Below are 12,307 nucleotides of genomic sequence, written 5' to 3' on the forward strand. Positions count from 1 at the left end.
AAGAAACTACCCACCCTGACTACCCGGTCTTAATAATCGGGCGTGCCGGCCTCGCGCTTCGTGTCTTCACGCGGCGCTCGGTTCAGCCGCGGAACGCCCAATTCGGCTGCCTCTTCACGAGACGAAACCCCGAGTCGCTTCAGCAACTTAGCGACGTGAAATTTGACGGTGTTGGGCGAGATAAACAGCGCATTCGCGATCTGCGTATTGGTGAATCCCTGCCCAATGAGGCGAAGAATCTCTTCCTCGCGGGTGGTGAAGGTGACCACCGGAACCACGGAGATGCCGGCGTGCGCGGGCAACAGCTGCAGCACAAAATCAAAGTCGCTGTCGGCGGCAATGCCGCGCACCGCGTCAAGCTCGGGTTGCGGAATCAGCATCAGCCACGCACCCAGCCGCTGCCGCTCGATCAGCGGAACGAGGTTCCGCAGACCCTCGACCGCCATCGCGCGGTGGCCGGCTCGTGCGTGAACAGCGGTGAAAAGCGTCCAGTACAGCGCGCGCCAGCGCGGCCCGAAGATGTCGTCGTTGTACTCGGCGAGCGCGTTGATCGCGGCGTGCGGGTCGCCCGTCACCATGGCCGCAAACGCCGAAGCCAGCCGGTGAAGCCCCGGGTACGGCCGCACCATCGTGCTGAAATGCGCGAGTCGCGCCGAATCTCCCGCGATCGCGGAGGCGGTCATGCCTACCGCGGCAAGGCGCGGGCCGGTGCTGCCCATGCCGTCTGGCGGCAGTAGCGCCAACTGTTCGTCAACAAAGGTGAGCGCACTGCTGGTGCGTCCGTTCAGCAGCAGCGCTGCGCAATACGCCAGCGCGAGTGGGCCGGTCACGGCGGGGGTGGGTGTTGCCGAAACCGCGCACTGTGACATGACGAGCGCGCCGGAAAAATCGCCGCGATCAATCGCCGCCCAGGTGCGAGCCGTTGCCACCATCAACCACCACGGATCGCGCGTTGGGATGTCTTTTTCGCGATCCATGAGCGGCATCTCGATGGTTGCCGCGGCGAGCGGCGACACCATGGTGCGGTCACCGACAACGAGCCCCACCACAGAGGTTCCCCAGTCGGCCTGCATGAGTCGCGGCAGGCGCGGGTCGACCGTGTGTTCGCGCACCCACCGCCACATACTGGCGGCTTCGGCGACGCGGTCGTTGAGAAAAAATGCCAGCGCAAGATCGACCGCGGCAACGCCCACCAGCGTCGCCGCATCATCGTCTGAGGTGATCGTAAACGCGCGCACGAGATCGGCGCCGCGCCTGGCCATGTCGATGCAGTCGGTGCTGTGTTGCGCGAGCATCAGGCACAGCGCCGCGAGCGACAGGTCGCGCGCGCGTTGCGCGGGAGATGACGCGGAGCTCTTGCGCAATACTGCTGCCGCCGAGACCAGCAGCGGAACCATGGCGTCGAGTCGCCCGGTTGACTCACGCCGCGCAAAAGCAAGGGCGAGCAACAGCGCTGGGCGCTCGGTCGAGGCCAACGCGCCGATCGGGGTGGTCATCGGCAACGAGCGCAGCGCGTCGTGCAGCGCGGCTGCATTCACCATCAGTTCGGAAAAGGCGATGCGCCGAAGCGCACGTTCGGCGCCGTCAAGGTCGCCGGTTTTCAGCAACCCGATGAGGGTGGCGATATAGCGCTGCGCGTGGGAGTCGCGCTCCTGCTTTTGCTGAGAGATAGACAGCGGCGTCGCGGCTCCGCCTGCGTTGTCGATGTCATCTCGGGGCTGTTGCATCGCGTACCGGTCTTACTCGACAGCGTCCCCGCGCACGAGCGCGTCGAGCCACTCACGAGCCTCACTAAAGACATGGTCGGAGAACTCATCGTGATACTGCACGATGAGTTGGTCGGCGCGGGGATATGACCCCAAGAAGACCACGCGGGGGCTGAAGCGGCGCAAACCCATCAGGGCCTCAGCCATGCGTGCATCGTCAATGTGGCCGTCAGCGTCGATCACAAAGCGGTAGCGCCCGAGCGCGTCACCAATGGGGCGAGACTCGATCAGGCTGAGGTTAATGCCACGGGCCGAGAACTGCTCCAAAAGCGCCAACAGCGCTCCGGGGCGATCGTTGGGCAACTCGGCGATGATCGAGGTTTTGTCTGCCCCGGTGCGTGGCGTCGGCTGGGTGGTGCGGGTAACGAGCACGAAGCGGGTGACGGCGTTGGTGTTATCGCCGATGTCGCTGGCCAGCACCTGCAGGTCGTGATGCAGGATAATTCCCGGTGGGGCAATCGCTGCCTGCGCCGGCAGCGTGCCATCGAGCACCCCGATCGCGCTGGCCACATTGCTTGCGGCAGGTACGTGCTGGTGACTCGGCAAGTGCTCACCCAGCCAGCGGTGGCACTGCGCATAGGCGACCGGGTGCGCAGCGATCGTCTTCACATCAGCCATCGTGGTTCCGGGGGCGGCAACCAGCACGAAGTTGACCGGAACCAGGTACTCGCCCACGATGCGAAGCCCGGGGAGGGTAGCCAACGCGTCTTGAGTGGTGGAGACGCCACCCTCGATGGAGTTTTCAATCGCGATCATGGCCGCGTCGCTGCGCCCCTCGATCACGTCGGCAAACGCCTCACCGGCGTTGTGCACGGGGCGCCAAATCTGCCCCTTTGCCGCCGGAACCTGCTGCAGCGCCGCCTCCGTAAAGGTTCCGGCGGGCCCGAGGTAGCTGTAAACGCGACGACGAGGCTCAGGGGCAGCAGACATGCGTTCAGCCTAGTGAGAATTGCCGGTGCATTCGCACGATAAATGTCATCTTGAGGTGCGCGCGCGGCACATGAGGGGCAGACTGTCTACATGACGCGCGCAGGACAGCTGGCACAGCCCTCCGATCTCATCGATGTTGACGCCCTGATTGCGGCGTACTACGACGTTTCACCCGACCCCACGGTCGCCACGCAGCGGGTGGCATTCGGAACCAGTGGGCACCGCGGATCGTCGCTGACGGCTTCGTTTAACGAGGCTCATATCCTCGCCACGACGCAGGCGATCGTGGACTACCGCGCCGCACAGGGCATCACCGGCCCGCTGTTCATCGGCCGTGACACGCATGCGCTGAGCCTGCCGGCCGAGCGCACCGCCGTTGAGGTGCTCGTCGGCAACGGTGTCACGATGTTGCAAGATTCTCGCGAATCGTATGTGCCGACGCCCGCGCTCAGCCACGCGATTCTGACGTACAACGCTGGCAAGGCCGCCGATGACCCGACGCGTGCGGACGGCATTGTGGTGACGCCCTCCCACAACCCGCCGGCCGACGGCGGCTTCAAGTACAACCCGCCGCACGGTGGGCCTGCCGACACCGATGCCACCGGTTGGATCGCCGACCGCGCCAACGCGCTCATCGAGGGCGGTCTCGCCGAGGTGAAGCGGGTGCGCACGGCTGATTTCACGGCCGACGCCACCGGGTCTTACGACTTCCGTGACGCCTACGTGCGTGATCTCGCCACCATCATCGACCTCGACGCCATTCGCACCGCCGGCGTGCGCATGGGCGCCGACCCACTGGGTGGCGCAAGCGTTGACTACTGGTCATACATCGCCGAGGTTCACGGCGTCGACATCACGGTCGTCAACCCCGATGTTGACCCGACGTGGGCATTCATGACGCTGGACTGGGACGAAAAGATTCGCATGGATCCGTCCTCCCCCTCCGCCATGGCCGCGCTGGTGGCGCGCCGCGACGAGTTTGACGTGCTCACCGGCAACGATGCTGACGCCGACCGCCACGGCATCGTCACGCCCGACGCCGGGCTGATGAACCCCAACCACTACCTCGCCGTCGCGATCGAATACCTCTACACGCACCGGCCCAACTGGCGCGCTGATGCCGCCATCGGTAAGACGCTGGTGTCGAGCATGATCATCGACAAGGTGGCAGAGGCTCTGGGCCGGCGCCTGTGGGAGGTTCCGGTCGGCTTCAAGTGGTTCGTGCCCGGGCTGCTCGATGGTTCCGTCGCCTTCGGTGGCGAAGAATCTGCCGGCGCCTCGTTCTTGCGCGCCGATGGTTCCGTCTGGACAACCGACAAAGACGGCATTCTGCTGTGCCTGCTGGCGGCTGAAATCATCGCGGTGACGAAGAAGACGCCATCGCAGCTGTACGCCGAGCTGGAAGCGCGCTTCGGTTCGAGCGCCTACCAGCGCGTTGACGCCCCCGCGACCCCCGCGCAGAAGAAGGTGCTCGCGCAGCTCTCCCCCGACGCGGTTGCCGCCACCGAGCTTGCCGGTGAGCCGATCACCGCCAAGCTCTCGCACGCTCCCGGCAATGGTGCGGCGATTGGCGGGCTCAAGGTTCAGACCGCGAACGCCTGGTTTGCCGCTCGCCCGTCGGGTACCGAAGACGTCTACAAGCTTTACGCCGAGTCGCTGCGTGGCCCCGAACACCTCGCCGAGGTGCAGGAGCAGGCGCGAGCCGTCGTCGCCGCCGCCCTGGCCGGCGCTTGATCCACGCGTTCACCACGTTTCGACTCGGTCGCTAGGCGGCCTCGCTCAACGTCCGCCCGGCGCCCCGCCCGTTGAGCGAGCGTAGCGAGACGAAACGCCCCGCGGCTACGGCACGCGCTTGAGCCAGGCTTCGGTCGAGAACTTCGATTCGACCAGGGCCTCGGCTTCGGCGTACTCGTCTTCGGTGATGTGACCCTGTTTCGCGCCGGTGAGCGACGTGAAGGTCGAAATCAGCGCGGTGATGATGTCGTCGCGGCTCATGCCCGTCTGTGACCGTAGCGGGTCAACGCGCTTCGCCGCCGAGGTGGTTCCCTTGTCTGACAGCTTCTCGCGGCCAATACGCAACACTTCGGTCATCATCTGACCGTCCATGTCGTAGCTGAGGGTCGCGTGGTGCAGCACGCCGCCGTTGGCGAGACGCTTTTGAGCCGCGCCGCCGATCTTGCCCTTGGGGCTCGCGATGTCGTTGAGCGGCTGATAGGTCGCCTCAATGCCCAGCGCCCGCAGCCCCTGCAACACCCAGTCATCCAAGAACGCATACGAATCGGCAAACGTCATGCCTGAGACGAGTTCGGCCGGCACGTACAGCGAATAGGTGATGATCTGCCCGGCGCCCATCATCATGGCGCCTCCGCCCGAGATGCGGCGCACCACGTCAAAAGCGTGGCGTGCGGCGCCCTCCGGGTCAACCTCATTGCGCAACGACTGGAACGACCCAATAACGACGGCCGACTCGTTCCACTCCCAAATGCGCAGCGTGGGCTGACGGCGGCCATCACCGACGCGGCCGGTGAGTACCTCATCCAGCGCGAGGTTCATGCGGGGCGAGACGGCCCCATCGTGCACGACCTCCCACGTGAAGTCTTTCCACCCGGGCGCCGTCACCAGCGCTCGCCGCACCGCGGTTCCGACCGCCTCCGGCGTGAAACCGAGCAATTGGGCACCCTCGGGGAGTGCCGCTCGCACGGCGGCGGCGATTCCCGAGGCGTCGGTGGACTCGCTCAGGCCGTTGACCGCCGCGTTGATGTCGAGCAACGCCGAATCGGGCTCGAGAAAGAAGTCGCCGGCGAGATGGAAGTTTGCAATCGCGCCGTCTTCGACCTCGAAGTCAACGACGACGAGTTTTCCGCCTGGGACTTTATACTCTCCGTGCATAAATCCAGCCTACTGCTGGCGGCTATGCGGCGGGCGGAATCCGGTGATCGAGCCACGCCAGAAGATCGGCGCGCACCTTCTCCTGATCCTTCTCGTTGAAGATTTCGTGCCGATCGCCGGGGTAGACCACCGTCGTCACATCGGTGAGGCCGGAGCGCTCGCGGTACGCCTTCGCCAGCTTGTGCACGCTGACCGGCCCGCCTACCGGGTCTTCGGAACCAACCATCAGCAGCACCGGCACGTTGCGGGGCAGATGCTTGGCAGGCAGCTCATACAGGCGCATCGCGTCGGCCAGGCCAAAAAGCTTGAGTAGCGGCTGCTCGGTGGTGAGCGGGTCGGCGCGAAACTCGCCCCACACGCCCTCTTCGGTCGCCAGCCACTCCAGGCCCGTCGCCTGTGGGCCCTCGAAGGCACGGTTCAGTGGCAGGGGGCTGAGGGTGGTGGGCGAGAGCAGAGCGGAACCACTGAGCACGACCGCGTCGTACGCGTCGGCATGGTGGTTGAGCAGCCACTGCGAGAGGAACGAGCCCCACGAGTGGCCGATCAAAACGAGCGGCAACTCGGGGTTTTCTGCGCGAATCAATTCGCTGAACTGCCACATCGCGGCGCGGGTTGCGCGCAAGCCGCCGGGGCCGAGCTTTCCCAGCTTCGTCGCGTCGCCGCCGTGCTGCTTCATTCCGGTGCGACCGTGACCGCGGTGGTCATCGGCGTAGATCCGGTAGCCCGCCTCGGTAAGTGCGGCGATCAGCGCACCGTATCTGCCGGCATGCTCGCCAAGACCGTGCGCCAGTTGCACGACACCGCGCGGTTCGCCCTGAGCTTCATGCACGTCGTAAACGATCGCGACCCCGTGGGCGTCGATGAATTCAGCCATGCACGCGAGTCTACGGGTGCATGCTCCTCTTGCCATGTTCCGCTGCCGGCGACAGACGGGCGTTGCACTGTTTGGGTGCCGGCGGCAGACCGGCGTTGCTCTGTTTGGGTGACGACGGCAGACGGGTCGCATGTCGGGTTTGTCGCGTGTCGGAGATGTCGCGCAATGTACCCCGACGCGCCGCGCAGTCGTCACTTTGGCCCCATGCCTTCCGACCTCCGGCCACATTCGAAGTCTCGATGGCCGGCGCCGGCTGGTCTCATGAACGGGGCGGCGTTAGTGGGTCTCCTGAATTGTGCGGCGCGCGCCTGCTGACGCTGGCACCTGGTTCCGTTGTCCCTCGTCGGAACCTTTGTGACTGGTGAGGCAAAATCTCGGCGTGTCTCGTCTCATGCGGCGACACTTCCGACGTCGCAAAAGAGATGGGGGTGAGTTGGAACCACGACGCGGAATATTTCGAATCGCTACGCGCACTCACGGCGCACTTGACGTGCTCAACGCACGCTCAACGCGCGGTTGAGGCGCTCACCGCATGGGTGAGCACGGTTGACGTGCTCATCGCACGCTCACCGCGGGGTCGGCACGCTCACCGCGTGCTCACCGCACTTTTATCGCGCGGCTGAGGCGTGCACCGCGCGGGTGAGCCGGTCGACGGCGATGCCGATGCAACCGACGGCGCCGGCCCAGCGACCCAGCTCTGCCGAGACGATGGGCGGAACCACGTGGAACGTCGCCTTCTCGTCGACCCGCGTGACCGCGAGTTGCACCAGGCGATGCGGCGAGCTGGCAAGTCCGCCACCAATCACGATGCAACCCGGATCGACCAGCGCCAGCAGCGTCAGCAGCGCATCGCCCAGCGCATTGCCCGCGCGCTCAACGATGGGCAGGGCACGGACGTCGCCGTTTTCGTAGGCGCCGAGCAGGTCGCGCGGCGATCCCTCGCCGCCGGCCGCACGCCAGGCACGGCGCAGCGCCGGCGCGCCGATCACCGTCTCTAGGCAACCATGCTGACCGCATCCGCACAGCTCGCCGTGCGGATCAACAACGATGTGTCCCAGTTCGCCTGCGATGCCGTGCGCACCGGCCGCAACCTCACCGCCGACCACGTGACAGCCGGCAATCCCGGTGCCCAACGCCAGGGTGAACACGTCGTGGTGGCCGTCTCCTGCACCCCACCGCGCTTCGGCGATGGCGGCGGCGCGGCCGTCGTTGACGACGTCAACCGGAACCTCGAGCAAGTCGCCGAGGAGCGGGCCCAGTCGCAATCCATCAAGGTGAGGCAGGTTGACCGAACGCAGCACGGTGCCGCTGTCGCTGTCGACGAGGCCGGGAATGGCGATGACCACTCCGGCCAGGTCGTCACCGGCGAGTTGGCGCGCGATCGCGGCAAACGCTGCAATCGGGTCGCTCTCCGGAGTCGGCAGCGTGTCTTGTTGCACAACAACAGGGAGCCCATCGGCGGCAACGCTCGCCAATTGATACTTGATGCTCGAGCCCCCGACATCGAGGCCGAGCACGTTACGCGTTGTCACTGAATACCACCGGTCACAATCGCTGCAATGCGGCGAGCTTCGTCTGCATCGACCTTTTCGTACGGGCCGAGCCCCTCGCGGCTTGCCGCGCCCATGCTGATGCCGGTGGAATCGGGTACGAGGCGTTTCGCCGAAAAGTGCACCGCACGCACGCCGGTGGCCACAACATCGGCGACCGTGGCGGTCGAAATACCGCTACCGGCCATGATGTCGATGCGACCCGCCGCCTGCGCGACCATGGCTTCGAGGGCCGCAGCGCCTTCAAGCGCCGTCACCGCACCGCCGGAGGTCAGTACCCGCACAACACCCAAATCGATGAGCTGTTCGAGTGCGCGTGAACGCTCGGCGGCAACATCAATGGCACGGTGTGCGGCAACAGATTTGCCACCAGCCGCCGCGACGAAGCCCCGCATGGCACGCTCATCAAACAGTCCGTCATCGCCGAGCGCGCCGACGACCACACCATCAACCCCGGCGGCAACCGCCAGCTCGATATCGCGCGTCATCACGCGAATTTCGTCATCGTCGTAGCGAAACCCGCCGGCACGCGATCGAATCAGCGCGTGCACTTCAACCTCGCCCGCCGCGGCCTGCACAACGTCTGCGATGGTTCCGCCCGACGCCGTCAGCCCGCCGAGGGCAAGCGCCGAGCAAAGCTCCACTCGGCTGGCACCAATGCTGATGGCAACCCGCACCGCGTCGGCGTCTGAAGCGATCAGCTCCAGCTGTGCACTCACGCGACGCTCCGCGTCAGCCGCTCCAGGCGGCGAGCGTGCTGCACGGTGGGGTCAGGAACCGGAACCGAGCTCAACAGCTTCTTGGAGTACGGGTGCTGCGGGTCAAGAAGCACGTCGTCCGTGGTTCCGATTTCGACGATCTGGCCGGCGTACATCACCGCGACGCGGTGCGAAATTTCGTGCACAACGGCGAGGTCGTGGCTGATAAACAGGCAGGCGAAGTTCATCTTCTCCTGCAGCTTCTTCAACACCTCAAGCACCGCGGCCTGCACCGAAACATCGAGCGCCGAGGTGGGCTCGTCGGCAACAATCAGCTCCGGCTCCAGCGCGATCGCGCGCGCCAGACCGATGCGCTGACGCTGGCCACCGGAGAGCTCGTGCGGAAAACGGTGCGCGTAGTTGGCGGGCAACTCAACAGCCTCAAGCAACTCGCGAACCCGCGCCGCGCGATCTTTCGAACTCATCGGGCGGTCGGAGCGATGAATGATGAGCGGCTCGGCGATCGCTTCGCCGACCGTCGTTCGCGGATCAAGACTGGAACCAGGGTCTTGAAAGATGGTTCCGATGCGGCCGCGCATGCGGCGCTCGCCGCGCCCACGCAGACCACCCTTGCCAACGGTTTCACCAAACAGGCGCATCTCACCCGACGACAGCGGGGTAAGGCCCAGTGCCGAGCGCCCGAGCGTTGACTTGCCCGAGCCCGATTCACCCACCAGGCCCAAAATCTCGCCCGGAGCGATCTGCACCGAAACATTGTCGAGCGCGGCGAACGAGGTGCCACCCTTGCGGTAGATCACGCTGGCGTCGATCAGCTCCATCACCGCGATGTCGCTGGCCGGCGGCGGCGTCATGCCGAGGCCCCGGGCCTCAGGCAGACGCGGAACCGCGGAAAGCAGCTTTTGCGTGTACGGCGCCTCCGGCATCTTCAGCACCTGCTTGGTGGTTCCGATCTCCACCATGTCACCACGGAACATCACCGCGACGCGGTCGGCAATGTCGGCCACCACGCCCATGTTGTGGGTGACCAGCAAGAAGGCCGTGCCGCTCTCGTCAGCCAGGCTGCGGATGAGGTCCAAGATCTCGGCCTGCACCGTGACATCCAGTGCCGTGGTGGGCTCATCGGCGATGATCAGGCTCGGCTCGCACGCCAGCGCGATCGCAATCACGACTCGCTGGCGTTGGCCGCCGGAGAGCTCATGCGGAAAGCCGCTGGCGCGCCGCTCGGGGTCGGGAATGCCCACGCGAGCAAGCAGTTCAACAGCCTTCGCCGCGGCGTCCTTTTTGCTGATCTTGCGGTGATTGAGCAGGGCTTCGGCGATCTGATCGCCGATACGCATCGTGGGGTTCAGGGCCGTCATCGGCTCCTGGAACACCATCGAGATCTCCGCGCCGCGCACCGAGTTCAACTCTTTTTCGGTGAGCGTGGTCAGATCGCGACCGTTCATGATGATCTCGCCGGTACGGGTGGCCGTTGACGGCAACAGCGACAGAATCGCCATCGCGGTCACCGACTTGCCAGAACCAGACTCGCCGACGACCGCGACGACCTCACCGGGGTTGACGTCGAGGTTGATGCCCTTGACGGCTTCAACCGGGCCCTGCTCGGTGGAGAAGGTGACCGCGAGATCGCGCAGGCTCAGCAGCGGCTGGGTGCTAACAGACATCACCGTTAGTGTCCCTTCACATCGAAGAAGTCACGCAGGCCGTCACCGATCGCGTTGAAGGCGACAACGGTGAGGACAATGCAGATACCGGCGGGGAAGATCAACCACCAGGCACCGGAGTAGGTGTAGGTCATGCCGCCGGTGAGCATGGCTCCCCAGTCGGTAGCCGGCGCCTGCAGGCCCATTCCGAGGAAGGAGACGTAGGCAACAAGCAGAATGGCGTCTGCCACCTGGAAGGTCGCGTTGACCACGATCGTGCCGACGGTGTTCGGAACAATGTGCTTGATGACGGCGCGGGCGTGCGTTCCGCCCATGGCGCGGATCGCCATCACGTACTCACGCGATTTGAGCGAAATCGACTCGGCACGCACCAAACGCGCCGGCACTAGCCACGAGACCAGGCCAATCACGAGAATCATCAGGCCAACAGACGGCTGCAGGATCGTGGAGAGAATCAGCAGCAGGAAGGTGGCGGGAATCGCAATTCCGGCGTCAACGACGCGCATCATGACGGCATCAACGCCGCCGCCGACATAGCCGGCAATGGCGCCCCACAGCGTGCCGATTCCGGTCGCCAGCACACCGGCCGCGAGCCCGATCAGAATCGAGATCTGACCGCCCTGCATGAGCCGACCCAGCACGTCGTAGCCGAGGTCATTGGTTCCGAGCGGGTGTCCGGGACTCCCCGGGGGAAGCATCGCGCTCTTCAGGTCGGTGTGCACCTGATCGGTCTGCCAGAACAGCGGGCCGACGAAGCAGAACAGCAGGAAGAAGACGATGATGGCAACGCCGATCATTGCCAGCTTGTTGCGGACGAACCGGCGCATGCCGCGACGCCACGGCGTCTGCGCCTTGTCGATCGTCACGGTGGCCTGAGTGGTGGTCATGCCAGTTCTCCTCGCGTGCGGGGGTTCAGCAGCGCCTGCGCGATGTCGGCAAGAAGCGAACCAATCACGGTTGCCAGCGCGATCACGAGGATGCAACCGATGAGAACGGGGTAGTCGGAGTTCTGCGCGCTGGTCCAGAACAGCAGGCCCATACCCGGATAGTTAAAGAGCGATTCGACCACGATCATGCCGCCGAACATGACGGGCAGGTAGTAGCCGAGCATGGCGATCACGCTGGTCAGCGAGTTGCGCACGACGTGGCGGCGCACCACCACCGGCATCGGGGTTCCCTTCGCACGAGCGGTGCGAACGTAGTCTTCGGTCAGATTGTCGATGGTCGACGAGCGCATATAACGCGAGAGCGTCGCAATAATGCCGAGCGCGGCCGTTGCCACCGGCAGCACCAGTTTGGCCGGCTCGCTCAGCACTTCGGCGACGGTGTCGCCCTGCGGGGCGAGAGCCGGAACCAGTTTGAAGGTTTGCGCGAAGACAATCACCAGCACGAGCCCGAGGAAGAATGACGGCGTCGAGTAGATCAAGAAATTGATCGCGGTCAGGATGTAGTCGCCGATCTTGCCGCGACGGGTGGCCTGGTAGATGCCCATCGGAATGGCGATGATGAGCGCAACCACCATGGAGATCAGCGCGAGCACCAGGGTCTTGGGCAGGCGCTGGCCGATCGCATCGGAGACCGGGCGATTCAGTTTGAACGAATCGCCCAGGTCACCGACTGCGAGCTGCCCGAGAAAGTTCAGGTACTGCTGCCATACCGGGAGGTCGTAGCCGTTCGCTTTGTTGAACGCGTCAATTTGCTCCTGGGAGGCAGACATACCCAGAACGCCCTGTGCCGGGCCTTGAGGCATGGCAAGGTGCAGCAACGCGAAGACGATGAGCGTCACAATCAAAATGACGATCAGTCCTTGCGGGACTCGCCGTGCGAGGAACAGCCAGAATCTGGCCGCACTCGAGGTCTGTTTCACCGCGCTTCGCGCTGCTGTAACCATGCTTTTATTGCCTTACTTGCGGGT

Annotated in this window: 10 protein-coding genes; 1 reads left to right on the forward strand and 9 read right to left on the reverse strand. The window is 65.0% G+C overall.

Annotation, left to right across the window (positions count from 1 at the left end):
• Positions 1-29: 29 nt before the first annotated feature.
• Together FVP60_RS05925 and pheA are read right to left on the reverse strand one after the other, a co-directional pair.
• Entirely contained in the window at positions 30-1,727 is a 1,698-nt protein-coding gene (locus tag FVP60_RS05925) for a helix-turn-helix transcriptional regulator (RefSeq protein ID WP_222705891.1), read from the reverse strand.
• Positions 1,728-1,739: 12 nt separating this feature from the next.
• On the reverse strand, positions 1,740-2,696 hold the full coding sequence (pheA, locus tag FVP60_RS05930; RefSeq protein ID WP_147825289.1) for a prephenate dehydratase: 957 nt from the start codon (positions 2,694-2,696) through the stop codon (positions 1,740-1,742).
• Between the two features lie 90 nt (positions 2,697-2,786).
• On the opposite strand from pheA, the gene pgm reads away from it, so the two are divergent.
• Entirely contained in the window at positions 2,787-4,430 is a 1,644-nt protein-coding gene (gene pgm / locus FVP60_RS05935) for a phosphoglucomutase (alpha-D-glucose-1,6-bisphosphate-dependent) (protein WP_147825290.1), read from the forward strand.
• A 105-nt stretch (positions 4,431-4,535) separates the two neighbouring features.
• On the opposite strand, the gene lplAB is transcribed toward pgm, so the two are convergent.
• The 7 genes from lplAB to FVP60_RS05970 form a co-directional block, all read right to left on the reverse strand.
• On the reverse strand, positions 4,536-5,585 hold the full coding sequence (gene lplAB, locus FVP60_RS05940; protein WP_147825291.1) for a lipoate-protein ligase LplAB: 1,050 nt from the start codon (positions 5,583-5,585) through the stop codon (positions 4,536-4,538).
• Positions 5,586-5,607: 22 nt separating this feature from the next.
• Positions 5,608-6,459 carry an alpha/beta hydrolase gene (locus tag FVP60_RS05945; RefSeq protein ID WP_147825292.1) on the reverse strand — a complete coding sequence of 284 codons (852 nt, stop codon included), beginning with the start codon at positions 6,457-6,459 and terminating at the stop codon, positions 5,608-5,610.
• 608 nt (positions 6,460-7,067) lie between these two features.
• Positions 7,068-7,991 carry an ROK family protein gene (locus tag FVP60_RS05950; RefSeq protein WP_147825293.1) on the reverse strand — a complete coding sequence of 308 codons (924 nt, stop codon included), beginning with the start codon at positions 7,989-7,991 and terminating at the stop codon, positions 7,068-7,070.
• The gene (locus FVP60_RS05955; RefSeq protein ID WP_147825294.1) at positions 7,988-8,728 is read right to left on the reverse strand and encodes a copper homeostasis protein CutC; all 741 of its coding nucleotides are present in this window, start codon (positions 8,726-8,728) and stop codon (positions 7,988-7,990) included. Before FVP60_RS05955 ends, FVP60_RS05950 begins: the two co-directional genes overlap by 4 nt.
• Complete coding sequence (locus FVP60_RS05960) at positions 8,725-10,392, reverse strand: ABC transporter ATP-binding protein (protein WP_147825295.1); 1,668 nt, start codon at positions 10,390-10,392, stop codon at positions 8,725-8,727. Before FVP60_RS05960 ends, FVP60_RS05955 begins: the two co-directional genes overlap by 4 nt.
• Positions 10,393-10,397: 5 nt before the next feature.
• A complete protein-coding gene (locus FVP60_RS05965; RefSeq protein WP_147825296.1) occupies positions 10,398-11,279 on the reverse strand; it encodes an ABC transporter permease in 882 nt (293 codons plus the stop codon).
• Complete coding sequence (locus FVP60_RS05970) at positions 11,276-12,283, reverse strand: ABC transporter permease (RefSeq protein WP_147825297.1); 1,008 nt, start codon at positions 12,281-12,283, stop codon at positions 11,276-11,278. The genes FVP60_RS05965 and FVP60_RS05970 overlap by 4 nt, the downstream gene beginning before the upstream one ends.
• Between the last annotated feature and the right edge of the window lie 24 nt (positions 12,284-12,307).

This window comes from Microbacterium mitrae, assembly GCF_008017445.1.
Taxonomy (GTDB): domain Bacteria; phylum Actinomycetota; class Actinomycetes; order Actinomycetales; family Microbacteriaceae; genus Microbacterium; species Microbacterium mitrae.